The organism is Pseudooceanicola nanhaiensis, from assembly GCF_020171315.1.
GTDB classification, from domain to species: domain Bacteria; phylum Pseudomonadota; class Alphaproteobacteria; order Rhodobacterales; family Rhodobacteraceae; genus Pseudooceanicola; species Pseudooceanicola nanhaiensis_A.
Genome location: NZ_JAIUZP010000010.1, coordinates 18593 through 44660 on the forward strand (window position 1 = coordinate 18593; position 26068 = coordinate 44660).

The 26068-nt window shown below is 68.7% G+C and carries 22 protein-coding genes; 10 read left to right on the top strand and 12 right to left on the bottom strand.

Features of this window, described 5'->3' with window-relative positions:
* The first annotated feature begins 129 nt into the window (after positions 1-129).
* Positions 130-1326, top strand: coding sequence for a pyridoxal-phosphate-dependent aminotransferase family protein (locus LCM32_RS16675; protein WP_224822226.1), 1197 nt, complete (start codon positions 130-132; stop codon positions 1324-1326).
* Positions 1327-1556: 230 nt separating this feature from the next.
* Here LCM32_RS16675 and LCM32_RS16680 read toward each other — a convergent pair whose 3' ends face one another.
* Complete coding sequence (locus LCM32_RS16680) at positions 1557-1745, bottom strand: histidinol phosphate aminotransferase (protein WP_224822227.1); 189 nt, start codon at positions 1743-1745, stop codon at positions 1557-1559.
* A 77-nt stretch (positions 1746-1822) separates the two neighbouring features.
* Positions 1823-2950: a pyridoxal phosphate-dependent aminotransferase gene (locus LCM32_RS16685; protein ID WP_224822228.1), complete on the bottom strand. Its 1128-nt coding sequence runs from the start codon at positions 2948-2950 to the stop codon at positions 1823-1825.
* A 163-nt stretch (positions 2951-3113) separates the two neighbouring features.
* Here LCM32_RS16685 and LCM32_RS16690 point away from each other — a divergent pair, with 163 nt between their 5' ends.
* On the top strand, positions 3114-3902 hold the full coding sequence (locus tag LCM32_RS16690) for a crotonase/enoyl-CoA hydratase family protein (protein WP_224822229.1): 789 nt from the start codon (positions 3114-3116) through the stop codon (positions 3900-3902).
* A gap of 188 nt (positions 3903-4090) precedes the next feature.
* Here the strand turns inward: LCM32_RS16690 and LCM32_RS16695 are convergent, their stop codons facing one another.
* Complete coding sequence (locus LCM32_RS16695) at positions 4091-6823, bottom strand: hypothetical protein (protein ID WP_224822230.1); 2733 nt, start codon at positions 6821-6823, stop codon at positions 4091-4093.
* A 189-nt stretch (positions 6824-7012) separates the two neighbouring features.
* Between LCM32_RS16695 and LCM32_RS16700 the strand changes: the two genes are divergently transcribed.
* Entirely contained in the window at positions 7013-7705 is a 693-nt protein-coding gene (locus tag LCM32_RS16700) for a thiamine diphosphokinase (RefSeq protein ID WP_224822231.1), read from the top strand.
* Here LCM32_RS16700 and LCM32_RS16705 read toward each other — a convergent pair.
* From LCM32_RS16705 to LCM32_RS22120, 3 genes are all read right to left on the bottom strand, one after another.
* On the bottom strand, positions 7626-8582 hold the full coding sequence (locus LCM32_RS16705) for a DMT family transporter (protein WP_224822232.1): 957 nt from the start codon (positions 8580-8582) through the stop codon (positions 7626-7628). The genes LCM32_RS16700 and LCM32_RS16705 overlap by 80 nt on opposite strands.
* 138 nt (positions 8583-8720) lie before the next feature.
* On the bottom strand, positions 8721-9332 hold the full coding sequence (locus LCM32_RS16710) for a cysteine hydrolase family protein (RefSeq protein WP_224822233.1): 612 nt from the start codon (positions 9330-9332) through the stop codon (positions 8721-8723).
* A gap of 91 nt (positions 9333-9423) precedes the next feature.
* On the bottom strand, positions 9424-10275 hold the full coding sequence (locus tag LCM32_RS22120) for a GntR family transcriptional regulator (RefSeq protein ID WP_224822234.1): 852 nt from the start codon (positions 10273-10275) through the stop codon (positions 9424-9426).
* 152 nt (positions 10276-10427) lie between these two features.
* On the opposite strand from LCM32_RS22120, the gene LCM32_RS16720 reads away from it, so the two are divergent.
* From LCM32_RS16720 to LCM32_RS16750, 7 genes are all read left to right on the top strand, one after another.
* A complete protein-coding gene (locus tag LCM32_RS16720; protein ID WP_224822235.1) occupies positions 10428-11600 on the top strand; it encodes an FAD-dependent oxidoreductase in 1173 nt (390 codons plus the stop codon).
* Complete coding sequence (locus LCM32_RS16725; RefSeq protein WP_224822236.1) at positions 11597-12319, top strand: SDR family NAD(P)-dependent oxidoreductase; 723 nt, start codon at positions 11597-11599, stop codon at positions 12317-12319. The genes LCM32_RS16720 and LCM32_RS16725 overlap by 4 nt, the downstream gene beginning before the upstream one ends.
* Positions 12320-12329: 10 nt before the next feature.
* Complete coding sequence (locus LCM32_RS16730) at positions 12330-13820, top strand: aldehyde dehydrogenase (RefSeq protein ID WP_224822237.1); 1491 nt, start codon at positions 12330-12332, stop codon at positions 13818-13820.
* A gap of 62 nt (positions 13821-13882) precedes the next feature.
* On the top strand, positions 13883-14893 hold the full coding sequence (locus tag LCM32_RS16735) for a TRAP transporter substrate-binding protein (protein WP_224822238.1): 1011 nt from the start codon (positions 13883-13885) through the stop codon (positions 14891-14893).
* Between the two features lie 11 nt (positions 14894-14904).
* Positions 14905-15450 carry a TRAP transporter small permease gene (locus tag LCM32_RS16740; RefSeq protein ID WP_224822239.1) on the top strand — a complete coding sequence of 182 codons (546 nt, stop codon included), beginning with the start codon at positions 14905-14907 and terminating at the stop codon, positions 15448-15450.
* A 6-nt stretch (positions 15451-15456) separates the two neighbouring features.
* A complete protein-coding gene (locus LCM32_RS16745; RefSeq protein WP_224822240.1) occupies positions 15457-16770 on the top strand; it encodes a TRAP transporter large permease in 1314 nt (437 codons plus the stop codon).
* The gene (locus LCM32_RS16750) at positions 16761-17537 is read left to right on the top strand and encodes an aspartate/glutamate racemase family protein (protein ID WP_224822241.1); all 777 of its coding nucleotides are present in this window, start codon (positions 16761-16763) and stop codon (positions 17535-17537) included. The genes LCM32_RS16745 and LCM32_RS16750 overlap by 10 nt, the downstream gene beginning before the upstream one ends.
* Positions 17538-17900: 363 nt before the next feature.
* On the opposite strand, the gene LCM32_RS16755 is transcribed toward LCM32_RS16750, so the two are convergent.
* The 6 genes from LCM32_RS16755 to LCM32_RS16780 all read right to left on the bottom strand — a co-directional run bounded on the left by LCM32_RS16755 (position 17901) and on the right by LCM32_RS16780 (position 26060).
* Positions 17901-19271, bottom strand: a complete 1371-nt coding sequence (locus LCM32_RS16755) for an L-serine ammonia-lyase (protein WP_224822242.1) — start codon at positions 19269-19271, stop codon at positions 17901-17903.
* 563 nt (positions 19272-19834) lie between these two features.
* Complete coding sequence (gene xylB / locus LCM32_RS16760) at positions 19835-21262, bottom strand: xylulokinase (protein ID WP_224822243.1); 1428 nt, start codon at positions 21260-21262, stop codon at positions 19835-19837.
* An 8-nt stretch (positions 21263-21270) separates the two neighbouring features.
* On the bottom strand, positions 21271-22842 hold the full coding sequence (locus LCM32_RS16765; RefSeq protein WP_224822244.1) for an FGGY-family carbohydrate kinase: 1572 nt from the start codon (positions 22840-22842) through the stop codon (positions 21271-21273).
* Positions 22843-22856: 14 nt separating this feature from the next.
* Positions 22857-23525 carry an HAD family hydrolase gene (locus tag LCM32_RS16770; protein WP_224822245.1) on the bottom strand — a complete coding sequence of 223 codons (669 nt, stop codon included), beginning with the start codon at positions 23523-23525 and terminating at the stop codon, positions 22857-22859.
* 1 nt (position 23526) lies between these two features.
* Entirely contained in the window at positions 23527-25002 is a 1476-nt protein-coding gene (locus LCM32_RS16775; protein ID WP_224822246.1) for a mannitol dehydrogenase family protein, read from the bottom strand.
* Positions 25003-25058: 56 nt separating this feature from the next.
* Positions 25059-26060 carry an ABC transporter ATP-binding protein gene (locus LCM32_RS16780; RefSeq protein WP_224822247.1) on the bottom strand — a complete coding sequence of 334 codons (1002 nt, stop codon included), beginning with the start codon at positions 26058-26060 and terminating at the stop codon, positions 25059-25061.
* Between the last annotated feature and the right edge of the window lie 8 nt (positions 26061-26068).

Below are 26068 nucleotides of genomic sequence, written 5' to 3' on the forward strand. Positions count from 1 at the left end.
CTTCTGCCCTCTGACGGGCTGCATCCATCTAAGGAAGGCTGCCCTGCATGGCAAGCATGGCGCGGGCGATTGACGCGGCGCCGCTTCGGGCTAATGGTGTCCGCGCTCCATGATTTCCACGAGGTTGAAATGTCTCTTGCCAACGGCCGCACGCATCTTGCCATCCCGGGTCCCTCGATCATGCCCGATGCAGTGCTGCAGGCCATGCACCGCGCCGCGCCCAACATCTACGAAGGCGATATTGTCACCCTCGTCGAAGGGCTGATCCCCGACCTGCGCAAGGTGGCCCGCACGGAACACGCGGCGACGATCTATATCGGCAACGGTCACGCGGTCTGGGAAGCCTCGCTCGTCAACGTCATCAACCCCGGTGACAAGGTGCTGGTGGCGGCCACGGGCCGTTTCGGCCACGGCTGGGCCGGGCAGGCGGCAGGCGTGGGGGCCGATGTGCAGGTGCTCGACTTCGGGCTCAAGGCGCCGCTCGACGCCCAGAAGATCGAGGATGCCCTGCGCGCCGACACCAACCACGAGATCAAGGCCGTGCTGGTGAACCACGTGGACACCGCCACCTCGATCCTGAACGATGTGCCCTCGGTCCGCGCCGCCATCGACGCCGCTGGCCACCCGGCGCTGCTGATGGCCGATTGCATCGCCTCCATGGCCTGCGACCGGTTCGAAATGGACGCCTGGGGCGTGGATATCGCGATCACCGGGTCCCAGAAGGGCCTCATGGTGCCCCCGGGCCTCGGCTTCGTCTTCTTCGGCCCCAAGGCCAAGGAAGCACGCGAGAAAGTCGAGCGCGTGTCGCTTTACTGGGACTGGAAGCCGCGCTCCGAGCCGGCCTACGTGGCCGAATACTTCGGCGGCACCTCGCCCACCCACCACCTCTTCGGCCTGCGCGCCGCGCTCGACATCATGCATGGCGAGGGGATGGAGAACGTTTGGGCCCGCCACGACAGCCTTGCCCGCGCCCTCTGGGCCGCCTGCGATGCCTGGGGCCAGGGTGGCCCGCTCACCATGAACGTGGCCGATCCCGCGCACCGCTCCCGCGCGGTGACCGCGCTGTCGCTGGGCGGTGACAAGGGCGAACGGCTGCGCAAATGGTGCGCGGAGGAGGCGGGCCTGACGCTCGGCATCGGCCTTGGCATGGCCCCGCGCGGCAGCGCCGAGGCGGCGGGCTTCTTCCGCATCGGCCATATGGGGCACCTGAACGCCCACGTGATGCTGGGCACGCTGGGCACGATCGAGGCGGGTCTCACCGCGCTCGACATCCCCCATGGCGCAGGCGCGCTGAGTGCCGCCGCCAAGGTCATCGCCGCGGGCTGACAGCATAGAGGGGGGCACGCCGCCCCCCTTCATCTTTCGTCAGATACTCCGGGGAAGTACGCCGCCCTGCGGAGCAAGGGGGCAGAGCCCCCGGAAATTTTCAAAATTCCGGACCGGAAAATGCGCATTTTCCGGAGACCCCCGCCAGGGGCGCATCACGTACCGCAAGCGCAGAAAACTCTTCGAAGACTTTTCCCAAGAATTTTCGAAAATTCTTGGTGGCGCAGGCCTCAGTCGCGCGCGGACCGGCGGCGGTCCAGCAGGGTGATGAGGTGGTTCAGCCCCAGACCGGCCAGCAGCAGCCCCGGCAGACCCCAGAGCGCAGAGACGACGCCGAGCATCCAGAGCAGGTTGATGAACCCCATCCAGAGGGTCGCGGTGGTGTAATCGGGGGCGGATGCGTGGGAGGAATCGTGCATGGTCGGACTTTCGAGGGGAGAGCCCGATTGAAGCCCGCAGGCGGCCCCGGATCAAGTGCCGGGGCTGCGCTGATCGCTCAGGTCCGTTCTGCGGCCCGCGCATGGCGGGCGGTGTCCAGCGCGCCGGGCAGGGCCTCGGCCAGCAGGTCCATCTGGGCGGGCGTGCCACAGGAAATCCGGATGCAGCGGTTCTGCGGCGCCACGAAGGGCATCCGCACGAAGACCCCCTGCGCAACCAGCGCGTCCAGCACGGCCTTGGCAAAGGCCCCGTCCGCGCCGCAGTCCACCGCGACGAAGTTCGTGGCCGAGGGCAGGGCACTCAGCCCGTTTGCCGCGGCGATCTCGCCGATACGCGTCCGGGACGCGGCGACGGAAGCGCGGGTCTGCGCCAGCCAGTCGGCATCCTGAAGGGCCGCGAGGGCCCCGGCCTGCGCGGCCCGGTTCATGCCGAAATGGTTGCGGATCTTGTCGAAGCTGCGGATCAGCTCCGCCGCGCCGAGGGCATAGCCCACCCGCGCGCCGGCCATCCCATAGGCCTTGGAGAAGGTCCGCATGCGGATCACCCGCGGATCGTCGATCGGCAGGGGCAGGGCGGCATCCTCGGGGGCGAACTCACCATAGGCCTCGTCGAGGATCAGCAGTGTGTCCTCGGGCAGGGCCGAGAGCGCCTCGGCAATCTCCGCGCCGGGCAGGTAGCTGCCCATCGGGTTGTCGGGGTTGGCGAAATAGACCAGCTTGGCCTTCACCTCGGCACCGCGCGCGATCAGGGCGCGCAGGTCTTCGCTGTCGCCGAGGTAGGGCACCATCTCCAGTGTCCCGCCAAAGCCGGTGACGTGGTAGTTGAAGGTCGGATAGGCGCCCTGCGAGGTGACGACCACGTCGCCTGGGCCCACCAGCAGCCGCACGAGGTAGCCCAGCAGCGCGTCGATGCCTTCGCCCACGACGATATTCTCGACCCCGCAGCCGATGTGCGCGGCCAGTGCCTGACGCAGCTCCCACGACAGCGGATCGCCGTACATCCAAATCTCGCCCGAGGTCGCCTGCATCGCGGCAATCGCCTTGGGCGAGGGGCCGAAGACGTTCTCGTTCGCGCCCAGACGGGCGGTGAAGGGCGCGCCGCGCAGGCGTTCCATCTCCTCCGGTCCCACGAAGGGCACGGAAGCGGGCAGAGCGGCAACCAGATCGGTATAACGAGGTCCAGACATGGCAGGCGCGATACGCCCGAAGGTCCGTTCCGGGCAAGCGGATTCGTCCCCCGGCATGTTCACATTCTGCAACAAACCGTTCTGCCGTCACGTCCCGGTGGACCGCCCGGCGGTGCCCGTGACAGGCTCCGCCCAAGTTGAGCCCATCGGGAGGAGGACCCAGATGACCCGCGTTTCCGTCGAGATCACCGATCACGTCGCCCATGTCACCCTGACCCGGGGCGACAAGATGAATGCCGTCGACAGTGCCATGGCCGAGGCCATCGTCGAGGCCGGAGAGGCGCTGTTGCCGCGCGACGACATCCGCGCCGTGGTGCTTTCGGGTGAGGGGCGGGCCTTCTGTGCCGGGCTCGACGTGGCCTCCTTCGGGGCGGCGCTGATGCGGGACAGTTCCGACTGGCTGATGCCGCGCAGCCACGGTGCCTCGAACCTGATGCAGCGGGTGGCGATGGTCTGGCACGAGATGCCGGTGCCGGTGATCGCGGCGCTTCAGGGCGTGGCCTTCGGGGCGGGCTTCCAGCTGGCGCTCGGCGCGGATATCCGCATCGCCCATCCGGCCTGCAAGCTGGCCGTGATGGAGATGAAATGGGGCCTCGTGCCCGACATGGGCGGCATGGTCCTGCTGCCGCGGCTCTGCCGCTCCGACGTGATCCGCCGCCTGACCTACACGGCCGATCCGGTGAGCGCAGAGCAGGGCCTCGCCATGGGGCTTGTGACCGAGCTGGCCGAGGACCCGCTGGCCGCCGCCCGCGCCATGGCCGAGGGCATCGCCGGGCGCAGCCCCTCCGCGATCCGCGCGGCCAAGGCGCTGATCGGCTATGCCGAGAGCGGCGCCGGGATGGAGGAGGTTCTGCTGGAAGAGAGCCGCGCGCAGGTTGGCCTGATTGGCGGCAGTGACCAGCGCGAGGTCGTCGCGGCCAACATGGCCGGGCGCGCGCCGGTGTTCGGATAGCGGCTGTTCGCCCGCCCTTTCCTTGGGGAATGGCGTCGCTGCGGGGGTGACACGGTCCTGCGGCGGCTGTTGCCCGGAAGGGCCGCAGAGATTGCTGGCGCCGAGACTGCGGCAGGCCCGACTGCTATAGCCGGAAATGCGAAAGGGCGCGCCCGTCAGGACGCGCCCTTTCGCAAGGATCGGGGGGTTCAGCCCGCGGCGCGCTGATCCGGGCGGAAGCTGATCCGGTCGGAGACCGTGAACCGGCCGCCCTTGACCTTGCGGATCTTGCCTTCGCGCAGCAGCTGGCCGAAGGAGCGCAGGCCGTCCTCGCGGGAGAAGCCCTCCATTTCCACCTGACGCACCTTGGTCATCAGCTGCGGACGCGAGAACTGGTCCCGCCCTTCGATGAAAGACAGGTAGGAGGCTGCGGCCTCCAGCACGTCGGGCAGGGCGACGGCGCCCATGGTCTCCGCGAACTCCGAGAAGGAGCCGGCCTGTGCCGCTTCGACGGAGACGTCCTCGTGACGCTCGGCCTCGTTCTCTTCCTCGACCCGGCGGGCGAGGTCGGCGATGGTCACACGGCGCGGACGCACCGGGGCCTTCTGGGAGGCATCCAGCGTGTCGATGCGCTGCTCGGCCACCAGCTTGAGCGGCGCGGGACGGTCCTCGGCGCGGCGCGTGGGCGTCTGGCCGGTGGGACGGGCGCGGCGGGGGCGCACGACCTGGGCGAGGTCATCGCGGTAGGCGTCGGTCTTCTTCGGCGCGGCGGCCAGATCGGAACCGGCCTGCTTCTCGGCGCGGGTCGCGGCGACGGCCGCCCGCAGGTGGGCGATGGCGCTGCGACGGCGGTTGCCTTCGCTCTCGCCCAGCTGGTTGTTGGTCTCGGCGAGGATACGATCCATGTCGCCGTCGGTGGCGGCTTCGCTGAGACGGGCGCGACGGGCCAGAACCGGACGGCGCGGGGACACGGGTGCCAGCTCTTCTTCGGCCACGGGCTCCTCGGCCACGGGGGCGTCCTCTTCGAGGGCCTCCTCGGGCTCTGCCTCCGCGGCAAGCGGTGCTTCGGCCTCGATGTCGTCCTCAGCCTCGGCGGCAAGGTCATCCTCGTCGTCATAGTCCGCGTCAGCCTCATCGTAGGCTTCGTCTTCCTCGGCCCATGCGTCGATGCGGCTGTCCTGCGTCGCCACGAAGGGCGTGTCGTCGTAGGCTTCTTCCTCTGCGACTTCCTCTGCGACGGCCTCATCCGCGTTCTCGTCTTCCGCGACGATCTCGTCCTCGGCGTAGGCGTCGTCTTCCTCGAGGTCCTCGGCGTAGAGCTCTTCCTCGACCAGGTCGGGGGTCTCGGCGGCCAGCGAGTCTTCGTGGATGTGACGCAGGGCTTCGCGCAGCTCGGCCTCGTCCTCGGAGGAGAGGGTGCTGATCTCGGCGTCGTAGCCTTCGAACGCATCCTCGTCTTCGGCTTCGTCGTCGAAGGCGGCTTCGACCTCTTCCTCGGCCTCAAGCGTTTCGGGCAGCGCCTCGGGCGCCTCCTCGACGGCGTCGACCTCGGTCATCTCTTCCGCGAAGACGGGGGCCTCATCGGCCAGCACCTCTTCCTCGGCGATCATCTCTTCAGCGACCAGTTCCTCGGCGACTGCCTCGGCGATCATCTCCTCGGCGACCGGCTCTTCGATCGTTTCCTCGACAACCGGGGCGGCGACGGCGGGCACGACGACGGGGCGGCTGGCACGCGGAGCGCCGCCTTCCAGATCGCTGCGCTTGACCTTCATCACGCGGGCCCAGCCGGTGGCGGGATCCTCGTCCGGTGCCGGGGCTTCCTCGGCAGCGGCGATGTCTTCCTCGTAGTCGGCTTCGGCGTCGATCTCTTCGTAGTCGTCCTCGTCGAAGAAGCCGTCGTCACCGGCCAGTTCGGCCTCCTCGAGGTCGTCCTCTTCGATCACCTCTTCGGTCTCGACGGAGAGGATCTCCTCCTCGGCCTCGACCATGTCCATCGTCTCGGCGGCCTGCATGGCGGCAACGGCGACCTCGTCCTCGATCTCCTCGGCGTCCTCGTCCTCGATATAGGCTTCGGCCTCGGTGATCTCGGCGGGCTGACGGGCCACCACGGCGCGGATGCGCTGCAGCTTGGCGGCGACGGAATTGTCGATGGCCGGGGCCGGGGCGGCCTCTTCCTCGAGCGCCGCGGCAAGCACGTTCTCCTCTTCGTCATCGTCGCCGAAGAGCAGGTCGTCCTCGGCATCGAGGGCGTCGAAGTCTTCTTCCTCGGCGGTGTCGTCCTCGGCGCTGTGGGCGAGGGCGTCATCCCAGAGGTTGTCGGTGCTTTCGGACAGGGCGCTTTCGATGGCGGCGCTGAAGATCGCGTCGTCCTGCGCGGTGTCTTCGAGGACGTCTTCCTGCGCATCGGCGATGGCGGCCTCTGCGACGACGTCTTCCTCGGGCACTTCGGGCAGATCGTCTGCTTCGGCGGTCTCTTCGGTGACCTCTTCGATCAGCGCCTCGGCGATGTCCTCCGCGATGGCCTCTTCGGCGATCTCCGCGACAGTGGCGACCTCGGTGACCACCTCGGCCTCGGCAACCTCGGCTTCGGCCGGGGCCTCCGCCACGGGCTCTGCGGCAGGTTGGGCGGGGGCAGGCTGCGAAACCGGGGCCTGAGACACGGGTGCCTGAGACACGGGGGCCTCTGCCGCCGGTTCAGCCACCGGAGCCGCAGCGGCCAGGCCGGGACGCAGCAGGATGCCGCCTTCCTGGGCGCGGGCTTCGACGCGGTGGCCGTCACGGGCGGCGATACGGGCGATCAGCTCGGGGTCGGGGGTCGGCGGTTCCGCACCGAAATACCGGTCGTCCGCTGCCAGATCACGGAAGTATTCCGCGATGGATTTCATCATGTCGAAGGCGTCGTCAAACCCCTCGAGGGTGCACGAGAACGTGCCATACGACACCGTGAGGATCTTGTTTGACTCTACCACTGTTCAATCTCGCTTCTAATGCGTTTCTTGGAACAATCCGCGACTTCAACGTCCGGTTTCGATAGCGAGGACAATGCTGTCCAACCTGCCCGAATCTATGGTGCATCCGGTGTCATTTTGTGACGATATTGTGTTTCGAGTCCATTGAGGGCAGGAAGGGCCATGCCCAACGCGATCGTGACTTCTGACCGGCCCGTGGCTCTTTTCGGCGGCGCCGGTGCCGAAAAAACCGTGGTTAATGACGTTCTGGCGCTCTGCGGTCCGGTGGCCGCCGCCGATGGCGGGGCCGACGTGGCGCTGGCCCACGGGGTCGTGCCGCAGGCGGTCATCGGCGACATGGACAGCCTAAGTGCCGCCGGACGTGCCGCAATTCCGCCCGGATCGATTCACGGAATCACCGAGCAGGAGACCACGGACTTCGACAAGGCCCTGCGCAGCATCGCGGCGCCGCTGATCATCGGTGTCGGATTTCATGGAGCGCGGATGGATCACCAGCTGGCCGCGTTTACCGTGCTGGCGCGCCACGCGGACCGGCGCTGCCTGCTGGCCGGGCCCGAGGATTGCGTCTGCCTGATGCCCCCCCGGCTGGAGCTGGAGGCGACCCCGGGCGAGTTCCTTTCACTGTTTCCGCTGGGGCCGGTAATGGGCCGCTCGGAGGGGCTGGAATGGCCCATCGACGGCATCGCCATGACGCCCGCCGGGCGCGGCGGCACCTCGAACCGGGTGACGGCAGGGCGCGTGGTGATCGAGGTCGACGCACCCCTGATGCTGCTGATCAGGCCGCGGGCGGCGCTGGCGGGATCGGCCCGGGCGCTGATGGCCGCGCCTGCGCAATGGCCCGCTCGCGCCAGATGACATAGAGGCCGGCGCCCACGGTGATCGCGATGCCGACGGCGGCCCGCCCGTCCGGCAGGTCGCTGAAGAGGATCAGCCCGTAGAGCGTCGCCATCGGGATCTCGAGGTACTGCATCGGCGCCAGCGTGGCGGCCGGGGCGAACTTGAGCGAGCTGGTCATCAGCAGGTGCCCGCCGGTGCCCAGTAGCCCCAGCAGCAGGATCAGGGCGCCGGTCGTCAGGTCGGGCATCGGCAGCGCCAGCGACTCGACGCCAAAGACGCTTCCCGCAAGCACCGGCGGCAGCGTCACGAGGCAGGCGATCCAGCCCGAGACGACCTGCAGCGTCACCGCGTCGGTCTGTTTCGCCACCTGCCGCGTCACCAGCATGAAGAGCGCAAAGCTCACCGCGACCCCCAGCGGCAGCAGGGCGATCAGCCCGACCTCGGCAAAGCTGGGCTGGATCACCAGCAGCGTGCCGGCAAAGCCCACGGCGCAGGCGATCAGGCGGCGCGGCCCGACTTCCTCGTTCAGGAAGACCTTGCCGAGCAGCAGCAGGATGAAGGGCATGACGAAGGCAATCGCGATCGTATCGGCCAGCGGCATGTAGCGCAGGGCCGTGAACATCATGGTGATGCCCACGATATGCAGCAGCGTCCGCAACACCGAGAGCTTCAGCAGCCGCCCGCGATAGCGCCAGTCGCGCCCGGTGATCAGCACCACGGGCGTCAGGAAGACCGCCTGCAGGAAGAACCGCAGGAAGACCAGCGGCCAGAGCGGCGCATAGGCGCCGAGGATCTTGGCAAGCGCATCGCCGAGCGGCGCGGTGATGCAGAAGCCCAGCATCAGCAGGATGCCGAGCAGGGGGCGGTCTTCGGTGTGGGCGGGGGCTTGGCGCATGGCCGGGACGCTAGGCAGGGCGCAGAGCTTTGGCAATGCGCATCCTAGGGGCAGGGTACCCGGCCCGGCGCTCCGGTCGATGCCCCCTGCTGCGGCGGGACGAGGCCTCGCGTGGAGCCCCGGCCATTTGGGGCAGTGTCAGGCGGCGGTGATCTTCTCGACCGCCTCGGCGCAGGTCATCACGTCGGTGACCGACCCCAGCGAGACCAGCGTCGCGTCGTGGACCTTCTGCGAGAACGCCGCGCAGCCATCCGACAGCAGTACGGTGTGAATGCCGCGCAGGTGCGCATCGCGCAGGGTGGAGGCGACGCCGCCGTTGGTGACGATCCCGCCGACGATCAGCGTGTCCACCCCGATGGCCTTCAGCACGTATTCCAGCCGGGTCTGGTAGAAGGCGGAGTAGTTGATCTTCTCGACCGTGAAATCGGCGGGCTTCAGGCTGTCGACGAGGTCATGGCCAAAACTGCCCGGCTCGAAATCGCCGCGGCCGAGGAAGGGGCGCAGCGCCTTCAGGTGCGGGGCGATCAGCGGCTCGCGCCCGTGGTGCGGCACCAGCGTGAACTGGGCCGAGACATAGCTGCCCCCCTTGGCCCGCAGCGCGTCGATCACCGGCTTCACCCGGTCGGGCAGGGCCGCGATCTCGGGCGCGCTCTGGCCGCCGCGGCCATAGGCCCCCTCGGGGTGGAGGAAATCGTTCTGCAGGTCGATGGTCAGCACCGCGGTGCGGGCCGGGTCGATGGCGTGGCTCATGGTCGGGGTCCTTGTTGGGAGAGGCGTTTTTCGTGGCCGCGCGTCGTGGCGCTGCGCCCGGAAGACGCGACGCCCCCCGGCGCGGACCGGGTTATGGCGTCTTAGGGGCCTTTGCCGCGGGCGCGCCGGGGCGGTCGGGGCGTCCTTCCGGGCGTCCGGTGGGGCGGGGCACCCAGGCGGCGCCGTTGTCGCCCTGCACCCGGCGCATCGCCACTTCGATCTGGTAGAGCTCGGGCCGGTAGAGGACGCGGATGAATTCCACCGGGCGGTCCTGCGCATCGAAGACCACGCGCCGCGTGTCGATGAGCGGCGCACCCATGGGCACATCCAGCGCGGCGGCACTCAGCGCGTCGGCCAGCGTGGCGGTGATCGTCTGGGTGGCGGAGCTGACGGAAATCCCCGCGCGCTCCAACTGCAACAGCATCGGCGTGGGGCTTTCGGCCTCCAGCGCGGCGCCCTCGGCCACATCCTCGGGGATCCAGGCCTCGAGGAAGGAGACGCTCTGATCGTTCAGCGAGCGGACGCGGCGCGATTGCAGGGCGCGCGCGCCCTCGGGCAGGTTGAGCGCCGCGCGGATTTCAGGCGGGGCAGGCATCAGGGCAGAGGAGAGGACGCGCACGGCGGTGTTGCGCCCCATCTCGCCCACCTTTTCCAGCAGCCCGTCGATACTGGCCTTCAGCGGCTGCGGCGGCAGCCGGTCGGTCACCCGCGTGCCGCTGCCGCGCTTGCGGATCACCAGCCCGGTATCGGCCAGCTCGTTGAGCGCCCGCTTGGCCGTGATCCGCGACACGTCATAGGCCTCGCAGAGCTCCGCCTCGCCCATGATCTTGTCGCCGGGCTGCAGGGCGCCGCCATGTATCTGGCTGCGCAGCAGGAGGTAGAGCTGCTGGTAGAGCGGGACCGGAGAGCCCGGATCGAGGGTGGCGCTATTTTGGGCTGTCACGATCTGTCCCTGCTGAAGCTGTCTGCCTGTCTCATCTTTATCGTTGACATAATGATATATCTATAGACCAAATGAAATGGCTTATTGGCATAACATTATGACAAACTGGTGCCGGCCCAGCCGGATGCCTGAAAATTAGAGGAAAGAGGCCCTTGGCGCAGAAGACAATCCTGATCGTGGGCGCAGGGCCGGTGGGGCTGACCCTTGCATGGCGTCTGGTCGAGGCCGGGCTCGACGTGAAGGTTTTCGAGGCAGATGCCGAGATTTCCGACCAGCTCCGGGCCTCCACCTTCCATCCGCCGACGCTGGACATGCTGGCGCCCGCGGGAATCACGCAAAAGCTGATCGACAAGGGGCGGATCACGCCGACCTGGCAGATCCGCATGCAGTCCACCGGCGAGAAGGCGGAATTCGATCTTGCCGTGTTGAAGGATGACACCGACCATCCCTATCGCCTGCAGTGCCGCCAGGCCGAGCTGAGCCGCGCCGTCTACGCCCTGCTACCCGAAGGCACGGTGCAGTTCGGCGCCGAGGTGACGGAAGTGTCGCAGGATGCCTCGGGCGTGCGGCTGGTGGCCAATGGCGAGGAGCATCGCGGTTGGGCCATCGTCGGCTGTGACGGGGCGCGCAGCCTCGTGCGCAAGGCCGTGGGGGCCGAGTTCGAAGGTACGACCTACCCGGAAAGCACGATCCTCGTGACCACGCATTTCCCCTTCGAAGAACACCTCGAAGGGCTGTCGGGCGTGAACTACATCTGGAAGCCGGGCGGCACCTATTCGCTGCTGCGTCTGCCCGATCTCTGGCGCGTCTCGCTGCATCCGCAGGAGGGGCAGGACGTCGAGGACGCGCTGTCCGACGCATCCATCCGCGCCCAGACCCGCGCCGTGGTGCCCGAGGCCGGGGACATCGATATCGAGGAGAAACGCGTCTACCGCGTCCATCGTCGCGTCGCATCGACCTACCGCAAGGGGATGATGTTCCTCTGCGGGGATGCGGCGCACCTCAACAGCCCCAAGGGCGGCATGGGGCTGAACGGCGGCGTGCATGACGCCTTCAACCTCGCCGAGAAGCTGGCCGCCGTGGCGGCGGGCGAGAGCGACGCGCTGCTCGACCTCTACGAGGCGCAGCGCCGCCCGATCGCCCGGGATGACATCCTCGCGCAGGCGGACGAGAACCGCCGCCGCATGAACACCACCGACCCGGAAGAGCGCCTCAACCACCTGCGCCGGCTTCAGGGCATCTCGGCCGACCCGGCGAAGGCGCGGGAGTTCCTGCTGCGCTCCTCCATGATCAGCGGGCTGCGCCGCATGGCAGAGCTGGCATGACCCGCGCATTGGCCATCCTTGGCGGCTGCGGCGGCATCGGCCGCCAGCTGGTGCGCGACGCACAGGCGGCAGGCTACACGCCCATCGTGCTGGACCTGCCGCGTTCGATCGAGGCCCACCCGCTGGAGGGCGTCACCTGCATCGCCGTCGATGCCACCAGCGAGGACAGCCTCGCCGCCGCCGCCGCGCAGCTGCCTCAGCTGGCCGGGGTCGTGAACCTCTGTGGCTACGTGACCGAGGCGCTGCCGGTGATGGACCACGACGCCGCCGACTGGGCCGCGGCGATGGAGGGCAACCTGCACTCGGCCTTCCTCGCGGCCAAGGCGCTGGTGCCCCATATCGCGCCGGGCGGCGCGCTGGTGATGACGGGCTCTGGCCTCGGTCACTTCGCGCGCCCGGGCTACGGGCCCTATGCGCTTTCCAAGGCGGGCGTCGCCATGCTGACCAAGCAACTGGCGCTGGAACTGGCCCCCGACGTGCGGGTCAATTGCGTCGCGCCCTCGGCGGTGGAAACCGCCTTCCTCACCGGCGGCACGGGCCGCTCGGACGAGGCGGCGCCCAGCCGGTTCGACACCAAGGCCTACGGCGCGAACATTCCCATGGGCCGCATCGCGCAGCCCGCGGACATCACTCAACCCATTCTCTTCCTGCTGTCGGATGCGGCTGGCTACATCACGGGCCAGATCCTGCACATCAACGGCGGCGCCTACATGCCATGAAAGACCTGACATGAGTTTTGACCTTCCCATCCAGCCGCCCGAACGCATCACCGGCCTCGTGAACGGGACGGCCAGCCTCGGCGGCGGGATCGACCTGCCGGTCTTCTACCCGGCCACCGGGGCCCAGATCGCCACGCTGACCGAGGATGACGAAACCTCCGTCGCCCGCGCGGTGGAAGCGGCCCGCGCCGCCTTCGACAAGGGCCCCTGGCCGGGCCTGAGCACGGCCAAGCGGATCGAGGCGCTGGAAGCCTGCCGCGCCGTGATCCTCGCCAACGTGGACGAACTCGCCCGCCTCGAATGCGCTGCCACCGGCCTCGTCCTTGAAGAGCTGCGGGCGCGCCACATGACGCGGGCGGCCTACAACTTCCGCTTCTTCGCCGAATACATCAGCCAGTCGGCGGGGCAGAGCTATACCCAGACCGAGGGTTACCTGACGACCGTGACCCGCGAGCCGGTCGGCGTCGCCGCCCTGATCGCCCCGTGGAACGCGCCGGTGGCACTGGCCACGATGAAGATCGCCGCCTCCCTCGCCTTCGGGAACACGGCCGTGCTGAAACCCTCCGAGCAGACGCCGATGGCACTAGCCCGTCTGGTCGAGCTGCTGCAGGAGGTCCTGCCCGAGGGCGTGCTGAACATCGTCAACGGGCGCGGGGCCGTGACCGGTGCCGCGCTGGTCGCGCATCCCGGCGTCGACCTCGTCAGCTTCACCGGCGGGACGGAAACGGGCCGGGCGATCATGTCCTCCGCCGGGCGCAACCTCGTGCCCTGCACGATGGAGCTGGGCGGCAAGTCGGCCAACATCATCTTCGCCTCCGCCGATCAGGAGCGCGCGCTGGACGGCGCGCTTCAGGGCATCTTCTCCAACAACGGGCAGCAGTGCCTCGCCGGCTCCCGCGTGCTGGTGGAACGCACGATCTTCGACGATTTCGTGGGCCGGTTCCGGGAACGGGCGGCCAAGGTCCGTGTCGGCGATCCGCTGGCCGGGGATACCGAGGTCGGGCCGCTGGCGTCGCTGGCGCATATGAACCGGGTGCTGGGCTTCGTCGACAAGGCGCGCGAGGACGGTGGCCAGCTGCTGGTGGGTGGCGCCCGGCGCGAGGATCTGGGCGAGGGCTATTTCATCTCCCCCACGGCGGTGCTGGCGAATTCCAACGCCGACCGCTGCGCGCAGGACGAGATCTTTGGCCCCTTCGCCACCTTCATTCCCTTCGACACGGCGGACGAGGCCGTGGCGATTGCCAATGACACGGCCTTCGGGCTGGTCAGCTATGTCTGGTCGGATCACCTGCCGACGGTCATGGCGACGACCCCGCGCCTGCGCTCCGGCGTGGTCTGGGTCAACACGCCGATGATGCGCGAGCTGCGCGCACCCTTCGGCGGCTACAAGACCTCCGGCGTGGGCCGTGAGGGCGGCGCTTCGTGCGAGGCGTTCTATACAGAAGAAAAGACCACGACCATTCCGACGATCCCGCCGGCGCTGCGACGCTTCGGGGCCTGAATGTGGGCCTCAATCTGGGCCTGATCGGAAGACCTCATAAATAACCAACAGGGAAACGAAACATGTCTTACTTCAAAACCTTCGCGGGCTCTGTCGCCCTTGCGGTCGCGGCCATGTCCACGCCCGCCGTCGCCGCCGACATGATCAAGGTCGGTGCCTTCGTGCCCGAGCAATCCACCGGCGTGGCCAAGGTCATCAAGCCCTGGCTCGAAGCCGTGCAGGCCGAGGCGGGCGACACCGTCAAGATGCAGCCCTTCTGGGGCGGCACCCTGGGCAAGGACCCGTTCAAGCAGTTCGAGCTGGTGCAGAACGGCGTGGCTGACGTGACCTGGGTGCTGCCCGGCTACACCGCAGGCCAGTTCCCGGAAATGGGCCTCTTCGAGCTGCCCTTCTTCTTCCGCACCGCGCAGGAAGCCTCGACCGTCGGCTGGAAGCTGAACGAGATGGGCCTGCTGACCGGCTTTGACGGCGTGCATGTCGTCGGCTTCTTCGCCGCCGAACCCAACGCGATCTTCATGAAGACCACGGTCGAGAGCCTCGACGGGCTGGCCAACCTCAAGGTCCGCTCGGCCGGTGCGATCCAGGCCAAGTGGCTGGAAAGCCTCGGCGCGGCACCCCAGACGCTGAGCTCGGCCGAGTTCAACGAGGGCATCTCGCGCGGGACGGTCGATGGCGCGATCCAGGGCTGGACCGGCATGAAGACCTTCAAGTCGCTGCCGCTGGTCGATCAGGCGATCGAAGCCCCCGCCGGCGCGATCCCCTTCCTGCTGCTGATGAACGAACGCAAGTGGGAAGGCCTGACGCCCGAGCTGCAGGAGATCGTCATGAAGCACGGCGGCATGGCCTTCGCCGAGGCCGGTGGTGAGGCCTATGCCTCGGCCGGGGCCGCGATCCGTGAAGAGGTCAAGGCCGAGGGCCGGATCGCGATCATGGAGCTGAGCGACGAAGAGCTGGCCAAGTACGAAGAGGCCGCCAAGCCGATCCACGACGAATGGATCGCCAGCACCCCCAACGGGCAGGCGGTCTATGACGCGGCGGTCAAGCTGCTGGCCGACATGCGCGGCGAAAGCTGAGAGAGGGCGTCATGAACACCGCTCAGAAGATCGACCGGATCACCCAGAACGCGGCCGTCATCGGCTTTTCCGGGCTCGTGGTCATGGCGCTTCTCATCACCTGGGACGGGGCGGCACGCTACCTGTGGCTGCCCCGGATCTCGGGCTTCTCGGACTATGGGGAGGTCGTCTTCCCCATCGTCATCGCAAGCTGCTTCCCGGCCGGTCTGCTGCGCCAGACCAACGTCACCGTCCGGGTCTTCGGCACGCTGGGCGGGCCGCGCCTGCACGCCGCGCTGGAAGCCTTCGGCGCGCTGCTGACGCTGGCCTTCTTTGGCCTGCTGACCTGGCAGTTCATCCGCCTCACCGGCCAGTTCGAAAGCGGCGGGCGCACGACCCGCACCATCGGCCTGCCGCTGGCACCCTACTGGTACGTCGTCACCGCCATCATGGCCGTCTGTGTCCCGGTGCAGGTCTACGTGGCCTGGTCGTGGATCAAGGCCGCGCTGCGCGGGGACACGCCCGACATCGCCGCCCTGCGCGATGCCGAAGAAGACCTCGCCGATTTCGAAGGATAAGCCCTCATGTTTTCCGATCCATTCGTGACCGGCCTGCTCGGGCTGGCCGCCATGTTCGCGCTGATCGTCCTGCAGGTGCCCGTGGGCATCGCCATGGGGCTGACCGGCGTGGTGGGCTGCGGCCTGATCATCGGCTTCGGCCCCGCGCTGACCCTGCTGGCGACCGAGCCCTCCTCGGCCATGTCCTCCGAGGGCTATGCCGTGATCGCCATGTTCCTGCTGATGGGCAACTTCGCCCATGTGGGCGGCCTCTCGCGCGAACTCTACAAGCTCGCCTATGTCTACCTCGGCCACCTGCGCGGCGGCCTCGTCTTTGCCACGGTGGGGGCCTGCGCGGGCTTCGGCGCGATCTGCGGCTCCTCCGTGGCGACGGCGGCGACCATGGCGCGCATCGCGCTGCCCGAGATGCTGGAACGCGGCTATGCCAAGTCGCTGGCCGCGGGCTCCATCGCTGCCGGCGGGACGCTGGGCATGATCGTGCCGCCTTCGGTGGTGATGATCCTCTACGGCATCCTGACCGAGAACTCGATCATCGCGCTCTTCCTCGCGGCCATCGTGCCGGGCGTCATCGCGGTGGTCTTCTATTTCATCGCCGTCTTCATCGTCGTGCGCCGCAACCCCGAGGCCGCCCCCGTGGGCGAGAAGGCCCCTTGGGCTGAACGCCGCCGGGTGACGATCCAGAGCTGGGCCGTGGTCCTGCTGGCGGTCATGGTGTCGGGCGGCATCTACTCCGGCATCTTCACCGTGTCCGAGGCGGCCTCGGTCGGGGCCTCCGTCGCGCTGCTGCTGGCGATCTTCCGGCGCCGCCTGACGGTGAAGAACTTCCTCGCGGCGCTTGGCGACACGGCGGCCAACACCGGCATGATCTTCGTCATGATCATCGGCGCCTCGGTCTTTTCCTACTTCGCCACGCTGTCGGGCCTGCCCGCGGCAACGGTGAGCTGGATCCAGGGCCTCGGCCTGCCGCCCTTCCTCGTGCTGATGCTGCTGATGCTCTTCTACCTGATCCTCGGCGCGATCTTCGACACGATCGCCGCCATGGTGCTGACGCTGCCCTTCGTCTACCCGCTGATCCTCGGCCTCGGCTACGATCCGGTCTGGTGGGGCGTGATCAACATCGTGGTGATCGAACTGGGCATGATCACCCCGCCCATCGGGATCAACGTCTTCGTCCTGCACGGCATGGCCAAGGACCTGCCGCTCAGCACGATCTTCCGGGGCGTGGTGCCCTTCATCTTCGCTGACGTCGCGCGTCTGGTGGTCCTGATCACCTTCCCGGCGCTCAGCCTCTGGCTTCCGGGAGCAATGGGATGGCTGTGAGAGAATACGGTAACGCGGGCACCATCGGGGTCCTGACCCCGCAGGCCAATACCACGGTCGAGCCCGAGCTCTGGTCCCTGCTGCCGGCCCACTGGTCGATGCTGAACGCGCGGCTGACCTCGGACAAGGACACGATCGAGAAGCGGCTGGTGGATTACACCACCAAGTTCACCGAGACCTCGGGCCAGTTCGCCAATGCGCCGGTCGACGTGCTGGCCGCGGCCTGCACCGGGGCGTCCTACCTGATCGGCGGGGCGGAAGAGGCCAAGCGTGTCGACGAGGTCCAGACCGCCCGGGGGCTGCCCTTCCTGACGGCAGCGCTCGCCTCGGTCGCGGCGCTGCGCGAGATGGGGGCAAAGAAGATCGCCCTGCTGACGCCGTACCCCGAGAGCCTCAACGAGAAGTCCACGCCCTACTGGGAGAGCTTCGGCTTCGAGGTGGTGGCCAAGTCCGGTCCCGCGCTGGAGACCGAGGCCTTCCACCCGATCTATGCCATGACCGGCCCGGGCGTGTTGCAGGCCTACCGCGAGCTGTCGCGCAGCGGCGCGGATGCGGTGCTGATGCTGGGGACCGGCATGGCCACGCTCTACCCGATGATCGCCGGGGCGGAGGAGGGGCTGATCCCCTCGGTCTCCTGCAACGTGGCGCTGGTCTGGGGCTGCGTACAGTGCAAGCCGTGGGAGGAGCTGTCGGGCCATGACCTCGAAGGCTGGACCACGGGCAAGCTCTGGCGCGAGCGGCTGGAGCTGATGTTCCCGGCGGGATAGGGGCAGGACAAGGGCAGGATAGGGGAGGAACTGCCGTCAGGGACGCTGACCCCTGACGGCGGGTTTCGATCCTTGCGAGGCGCCCCGGCGGCGGGGTTCTGGCGCGGCGGAATGATCCGTGCGGCAGAGGCGACGGGCCCTCACGCCACAAGCCTCACCAACCACGCTGCGCTTTCCAGATGCCTCCCGCCCGGCCTCAGGCCGGGCAGCGCCTGCCTGCCCCCCCGGCAGGCGCTGAGCTTCGTGGGGGATTGCCCTGTTGGCGGCATTAGGGGCTGCGCGTTCAGCGGTTCAGCGGTTCAGCGGTTCAGCGGTTCAGCGGTTCAGCGGTTCAGCGGTTCAGCGGCTCAGCGGCTCAGCGGCTCAGCAGTTCGGCACGTTCACCGCGAGACCGCCAAGGGAGGTCTCCTTGTACTTCTCGTGCATGTCCTGGCCGGTCTGACGCATGGTCTCGATCGCGGCATCCAGCGGCACGAAATGCGTGCCGTCGCCGCGCATCGAGAGGCTCGCGGCGGAGACTGCCTTGATCGCCCCCAGCCCGTTGCGCTCGATGCAGGGCACCTGCACCAGCCCCTTCACCGGGTCGCAGGTCATGCCAAGGTGATGCTCCAAGGCGATCTCCGCCGCATTCTCGATCTGCGCGGGCGAGCCGCCCAGCACGGCGCAGAAGCCCGCCGCCGCCATGGCCGCGGCCGAGCCGACCTCGGCCTGACAGCCTGCCTCGGCCCCCGAGATCGAGGCGTTGAACTTCACCAGCCCACCGATGGCCGCGGCCGTCAGCAGGAACTCGGGCACGCGCGTCTCGGTCGCGCCGGGGACGTGGTCCAGCCAGTAGCGGATCACCGCGGGCACCACGCCCGCCGCGCCGTTGGTGGGGGCGGTCACGACCTGCCCGCCGGCGGCGTTTTCCTCGTTCACCGCCATGGCATAGGCCGAGAGCCAGTCATTCACCACATGGGGCGCCGAGAGGTTCATGCCGCGCTCGGCCAGCAGGGACTCGTGGATGCCGCGCGCGCGGCGCTTCACGCCCAGCCCGCCGGGCAGAATGCCCTCGCCCTCGAAGCCGCGGTTGATGCAGTCGCGCATCACGTGCCAGACCCGCTGGATACCGGCGTCGAGGTCGCGCGCGCCCCGGGCCACCTCGTTGGCGCGTTTCATCTGGGCGATGGTCAGGCCGGAATGGGCCGACATCTCCAGCATTTCGGCTGCGGATTTGAACGGGTAGGGCACCGGCGTGCCCTCGTCGGTGTCCTTGCCGGCGGCCAGTTCGGCCTCGGTCATGACGAAGCCGCCGCCGATGGAATAATAGGTTTCCTGCAGGATCACGTCGCCCTGCGCGTCGGTGGCCATCAGCACCATGCCATTGGCATGACCGGGCAGGGCGGGGCCGAAGTCGAAGACCAGATCGTTGTTGGGATCGAAGGAAAGCACGCCCAGACCCTCCGGCCGGACTTGCCGGGTCTCTGTGATGAGGGCGAGGGCCTTCTCCGCCTCTTCCGCGTCATAGGCCAGCGGCGTGAACCCCGCGAGGCCGAGGATCGAGGCCCGGTCCGTGGCATGGCCCTTGCCGGTGAAGGCAAGTGAGCCGTGCAGCCGGACCTTGAGGCCCTTCGCGCTGAAGGGCGCGGCGCGGAGCCGGTCGAGGAAGCGCGCGGCGGCGACCATGGGGCCCATGGTGTGCGAGGAGGAGGGGCCGACGCCGATCTTGAAGACGTCGAAAACGGAGAGGAACATGCGGGGCCTCCGGGGAGCAGTTGGCCCCATCAGGCGCAGATCGGGCCTGTGGGTGCAAGGCTGGGAGCGACCTTTTGAGCGGGGGGGACGACGTGGGGGGAGGGCTGTGGGAGGGCGATCTCGGCGAGGTCGGTGGTGGATGCGCAAAGGGGGCGGCGTGGGGATGTCCCCGTTACCTTGCACCGCCGTGTAAGGTGCAGCGATTGCCAAATGCCGCATGGCTGCGGGCGTTAATCAAGTTGCGCGGCGTGCCAGGCTATCGGCTCTCCACTCGCCTAGATCAGCGCCAGGACGCGGTGTGCCATCCTTCTACCACCCGCCCGGCCGAGAGGCCGGGCAGCGCCGACCCGCCCCCCTGGGGCGGCGCTATTGCGCCACCCCGCGGGACGGCGCAGCCCTATGTGACAGACGGATGGGATGCTTCTTGGAGCTCTGTTCTTTGTCGGTCGGCAACCTTTCCGACGCGTGATCGTAAGGCAGATCGTACAGGGAAAGCCCCTTGAGTGCGCTCCCAAGCGGCAAGTCCCCGCTCCAAGTCCCCGCCGTTCACCGCGTCACCCGGCTCACCGCAACCCGCGGAACAGCTCCAAGGCCTCCGCGAACGCCGGCTGCACCGCCGTAACAGGCGCGATCACCTCGGCCGTGGCGGGCCGGGTGCAGACCTCCTCCACGCTGCGACCCGCCGCCATCGCCCCCAGCCGCGCCGCCCCGAAGGCCGCGCCATAGTCCCCGTCCGCCGGGATCTCGACCGGCAGGTCCAGCACCGTGGCGATCATCTCCAGCCAGTAGCGCGACCGGCTGCCTCCCCCCACCGCGGTGAGCGAGGTCAGCTCGGTCCCCGCCTGCCGCAGCGCCCGCTGGTTGTCCGCAAGCGCGAAGGTCACGCCCTCCAGCACCGCGCGGGTCAGCGCGGCGCGATCGGTGGAATGCGACAGCCCGTGGAACGACCCGCGCAGGGCGGCGTCGTTGTGCGGCGTCCGCTCGCCCGAGAGATAGGGCAGGAAGGTCACCGGCCCGGGCGCCTGAAGCGCAGCGCCGAGGTCCCCGGTCAGCGCCTCGGGCGACTGGCCGACCAGCCCCGCGTACCACGTGATCGCCGAGGCGGCCGAAAGGATCACGCCCATCTGGTGCCAGCTGTCAGGCAGGGCGTGGCAGAAGGCATGGACCGCGCTTTCGGGCAGGGGGGCGAAACCGTCGGAGGCGGCAAAGATCACACCCGAGGTCCCCAGCGAGACGAAGCCATGGCCCGGCGTCACGATGCCCGTGCCGACACCCGCCGCCGCATTGTCGCCCGCACCCCCGGCCACGACGGTGCCGGGCGCCATGCCCCAGCGGCCCGCCAGCTCGGCCCTGAGACCGCCGGAGGGGGCGGAGCCCTCGACCAGCGCGGGCATCTGGGCGCGGTCCATGCCGCTGGCCGCCAGCAGATCATCCGACCAGTCCCGCGCGCCCACGTCGAGCCAGCTGGTGCCCGAGGCATCCGACATCTCCGAGACATGCTCGCCCGTCAGCCAGAGACGCAGGTAATCCTTGGGCAGCAGCACCTTGGCGACGCGGCCGAAGATGTCGGGCTCATGGGCCTTCAGCCAGACCAGCTTGGGCGCGGTGAAGCCGGGGAAGACGAGGTTGCCCGAGACCTTGTGGAAGAGCGGATCGGCGTCCAGCGCCGCGGCCTCCGCATGGGCGCGGGTGTCGTTCCACAGGATACAGGGCCGCAGCACCTGATCCGCCGCATCCACCAGCGTCGCCCCGTGCATCTGGCCCGAGAGGCCGATGCCCGTGACGGCCGACAGGGCCTCGGGCGCCTCGGCCTTCAACCCATCCAGCGCGACCTCGCAGGCGACGATCCAGGCGGCGGGGTCCTGCTCCGACCAGCCGTCATGGGGCCGCGAGACGTCGAGCGGCGCGGTGCGCGAGGCGACGGCGCGTTGCGCGTCGTCGATCAGGAGCGCCTTCACGCCCGAGGTTCCGAGGTCGATGCCAAGATACATGGGAGGTCTCAATTCATCTGCGCCAGCTCCGCCCGATGCGCCTGCATCCGCCGGAAGATGGCATAGTCACGGTCGTAGATCGCCTGCCGCCCCGGATCGGGCGAGAGGCTGCGGCAGTGGCCCTGCATGGCCCGTGCCGCGGTGGAGAGATCGGGCGCCAGCCCGCCGGCCATGGCGGCGGCGATGGCACTGCCGAGGAGGACCCCGTCGGGCGCATCGCGCAGGTGCACCTCGCGGCCTGTCACATCGGCATAGAGTTGCAGCAACAGGGGCGAGCGGGTGTGCCCGCCGGTGATCATCAGCCGGTGCACGGGCGTGCCCGCGCCCTCCATCTGCTCGATGATCTGGCGCAGGCCGAGGGCGATGGCCACCGAGGCGCGCCAGTAGACGCGGAGCAATTCGTGCCCCGTGGTGTCCAGCGACAGGCCGCTGATCACGCCGCGCAGCAGCGGGTCCGCCAGCGGTGTCCGGTTGCCATTGAAATCGGGCAGCACGTGGAGGTCACGGGCGAAACCGGCGCCCTCGCGCGCCAGCGTCTCGGTCAGCTGCGCCATGACCCGGTTGTGGGCCGAGATCGTGGTGGCCTTGTCAGGGGTCTTGTCCGGGGCAAAGACCCGCAGCACGTGGTCCAGCAGGGCGCCGGTGGCGGATTGCCCGCCCTCGGCCACCCATGCGCCGGGCAGGATCGCCTCGTGGTAGGGGCCCCAGATGCCGGGGGCCTGCCAGGGCTCGGGCGTCAGCGCCATGATGCAGGAGGAGGTGCCGGCGATCAGCGCCAGATCGCCCGAGCCCGCAGGCTGGCTGCCCAGCACCCCGAGCGCCCCGGCGAAGGCGTCGATCATGCCGCTGGCCACCTGGCAGGTCTCGCTTAGCCCCAGTTCCGCCGCCGCCTGTGCCGTGAGCGGGCCCAGCGAGGCCCCCACCGGCGTGCCCGCATCGGGCAGGGCGGCGCGGGAGCGCAGGTCTTCGAGGCCCATGGCGTCGAGGAAATCCGCCTGCCAGCCGCCGTCATGGGCGAGGTAGGTCCATTTCGCCGTCAGCGTGCAGAGCGAGCGGGCGTTGCTGCCGCTGGCCCGCCAGGTCAGAAAATCCGTCAGGTCCCGGGCCGCGCCGAGGCGGGACCAGAGATCGGGCCGGACCTCTTTCAGCCACATCAGCTTGGGCGTCTGCATCTCGGGCGACATGGCGCCTCCGATGTGGTCCAGCACCCGGTGGCCCGAGGCGGTGCAGCGCGCGGCCTGCGCCACGGCGCGGTGATCGAACCAGGCGATGGTGTCCTGCCCCTCGTCGCCAAGCGGCAGCGGGGCGCCGTCCCGGTCCTGCAGCACCAGCGAGCAGGTCGCGTCGAAACCGATGGCGCAGATCGCCGCCGGGTCCACCCGCGCGCCAGTCACCGCATCGCGGACCGCCGCGCAGACCGCGCGCCAGATATCCTCGGAGGCATGTTCGCCGCCGCCGCCGGGTTTTTCCCAGAGCGCGATGGGGCGGACATGGTGGGAGAGGGCCGTTCCGTCCGTCGTGAACACGCCCGCCCGTGCAGAGCGCGTCCCGACATCGACGGCACAGACATAGCGATCCATTTGGGGCTCCCGGATCAGAACTGCGCCTGCAGACTGTCGGGCAAGTCGCGCATCTTGTCCAGCAGGGCGGCGGGGCCCAGCGGGCGGATGCGGTCGGCCAGCCGGGCAGGCCCGGCATGGCCCCCGCCGGTGAAGGCGAAGACGGGCATGCCTGCCGCCTGCGCCGCGCTGACCCCGGCGAGGCTGTCCTCCACCACGGCGCAGGCTTCGGGCGCAACACCCATTTCACGCGCGGCGTGCAGGAAGAGATCGGGGAAGGGTTTGCCGCGCTCCACCATCGTGGCCGAGAAGACATGCGGCCCGAAGAGCGGCGCCAGCCCGGTCAGTTCCAGCGAGAGGCGGATGCGGTCGGGCTGCGACGAGGAGGCGACGCAGACCTTGCAGGGCAGGGCGCGGATCGCCTCTGCCACGCCCTCGATCGGTCGCAGGTCGCTGCGGAACCGGGCATGGAGCCTCTCGCGCATCTGCGCGAGGTGGGCCTCGGTCAGCTCCATGGCGAAATCGTCGCGCAGCACCTGCAGGGTGCTGGCCAGCGACCGGCCGAGGAAGCGATCATAGATCGTGGCGGCGTCGATCGGGCAACCGGCCTCGGCCAGCACCTCGGCGAGGACCTCGGTCGAGATCGGCTCGCTGTCGACGAGGACGCCGTCACAATCGAAGATCACCAGCCCCGGCCAAGCCATGTCAGAGCGTGTCCTCGACATAGCGGGTCAGCACGGCGGCGGTGCCCTCGGACCAGAGCGCGGTCAGCGCATTGGCGAAGGCGGCGGCAAAGACCGGATCACTGCCCAGATCGCCGTAGATGTCGCGCATCTCAAGCCAGACCTGCGGACGTGTCTTGGCCTCCTGCGCCACCGGCTGCAGCCGGTCCCAGTTGGGATCGTTCGGCGCGATCTCGGCCCCGCTGTCGGAAACCCCGGCGCAGTAGCGGCACCAGAGCGCGCTTTCCAGCGCCAGCCCGGTGATCTTGCCCTTCCGCTTCAGCGCATCCGCGATGGAGGGGATGATGAACTTGGGCTGGCGGTTGGACCCGTCGAGGCAGAGCCTGCGGATCGTGTCGCCGATCTTGGGGTTGGCGAAGCGCGAGGCGATCAGGTCGTAATAGGCCGAGGTATCCGTATCGGGCACCGGCGGCACGCCGGGGATGATCTCCTCCCGCTCGATCTTGTCGAGGAAGGCGCGGATCAGCGGATGTTCCATCGCCTCGTGGACGAAGTGGATGTCCATCAGCCCGCCCGGGTAGGCGATGACCGCATGGCCGCCGTTCAGGATGCGCAGCTTCATCAGTTCGTAGGGCGTCACGTCGGGGACGAACTGCACGCCGACCTGTTCCAGCGCCGGGCGGCCTGCGGGGAAATTGTCCTCCAGCACCCACTGGATGAAATTCTCGCAGAAGACCGGCCATTGATCGGCCACGCCGAACTCGTCCCGCGCGATGCCGCGTTCGCGGTCCGAGGTGGCGGGGGTGATCCGGTCCACCATGGCGTTGGGGAAGGCGACAGTCTCCGACACCCAGTCCGCAAGCGCCGGGTCCGAGAGCCGCGCCAGCCCGGTCAGCGTGCGTTTCGTCACCGACCCGTTGTGGGGGATGTTGTCGCAGCACATGATGGTGAAAGGCGCGTGCCCCGCGTCGCGCCGTGCCCGCAGCCCCTTGAGGAGCAGGCCGAAGACCGTCTTGGGCGCATCCGGTGCGGCGGCATCGGCCACGATGGCCGGATGCGTCGGGTCGAAGTTGTCGTCGCTGTCGAGAAAATAGCCGCCCTCGGTGATCGTCAGCGAGACGATGCGGATCGCGGGATCGGCCATCGTGGCGGTGAGCTGGTCGATGTCACCGGGGGCGATGTAGTCGATCATCGCGCCGGTGACGCGGGCGGTGGACAGCGTCGCCTCCTGTTCCACCACGGTGGTCAGGTAGTCCTGCGCCTTGAGGATCTCACGCGCCTTGGCATCGCCTGGCATGACACCCGCACCGACGATGGCGAAGTCGCGGCCTTCTCCTTGGGTGAAGAGCCGGTCGAGGTAGACCGCCTGATGCGCCCGGTGGAAGTTGCCAACGCCGAAATGCAGGATGCCGGCGGTAAGGTCCTCGCGGGCGTAGCCCGGACGGGCGACCGCGGCGGGCAGGTCGGCGAGAGTGGAAAGGGAAAGCTCGGTTGCCATGGAATTGGTCCTTGGACGGGGTCTGTCGCGGGGGCGGGATCAGGGGCAGGCGCGCGTCAGCGCAGCGCCAGCCCCCCGGCATCGAAACGGTGGATCTTGGAGGGATCGGGGCTGAGGAAGACGGTGTCGCCGTATTTGACCTTCACGTCGCCGATGGCGCGCACGGTCAGCTCCCCCAGGGGGCCCGCATCGACCCGCAGGAAGGTGTCCGAGCCGAGGTGTTCGGCCAGCCCGACCTTGCCCTGCCACGCGCCGCTCTCGGTCGAAATGGTCAGGTGTTCGGGCCGGATGCCGATGGTGTGGGCGTCATGCTTGGCCGCCTCATGGCCTTCGATGAAGTTCATCCGCGGGCTGCCGATGAAGCCCGCCACGAACTTGTTGCGCGGGGTCTCGTAAAGCTCCAGCGGGGCGCCGACCTGTTCGATCCGGCCCGCCTGAAGCACCACGATCTTGTCGGCCATGGTCATGGCCTCGACCTGATCGTGGGTCACGTAGATCATGGTGGTTTCCAGCTGGCGGTGCAGGTCGCTGATCTCGGCCCGCATGTTGACGCGCAGCGCGGCGTCGAGGTTCGAGAGCGGCTCGTCGAAGAGGAAGGCCGCCGGTTCGCGCACGATGGCCCGCCCGATGGCGACCCGCTGACGCTGACCGCCGGACAGCTGGCCGGGCCGGTGGTCGAGGTACTCGGTCAGGTTCAGCACCTTGGCGGCGTTGGTGACCTTCTCGTCGATTTCGGACTGGCTCTTCTTGGCCATCTTCAGCGGGAAGGCGATGTTCTTCTTCACCGACATATGCGGGTAGAGCGCGTAGGACTGGAACACCATCGCAAGGCCGCGCTTGGCGGGCGGGGCGAGGGTGACCTCCTCGCCGTTGATGCTGATCTGGCCCGAGGTCACGTCCTCCAGCCCGGCGATCAGCCGCAGCAGGGTGGACTTGCCGCAGCCCGAGGGGCCGACGAAGACGACGAATTCGCCCTCGTTGATCTGCAGGTCCAGCGGCGGGATGACTTCCTTGGGACCGAAGGTCTTGGTGATCTTGGAAAGGGTGATGCTGCCCATGACAGGTG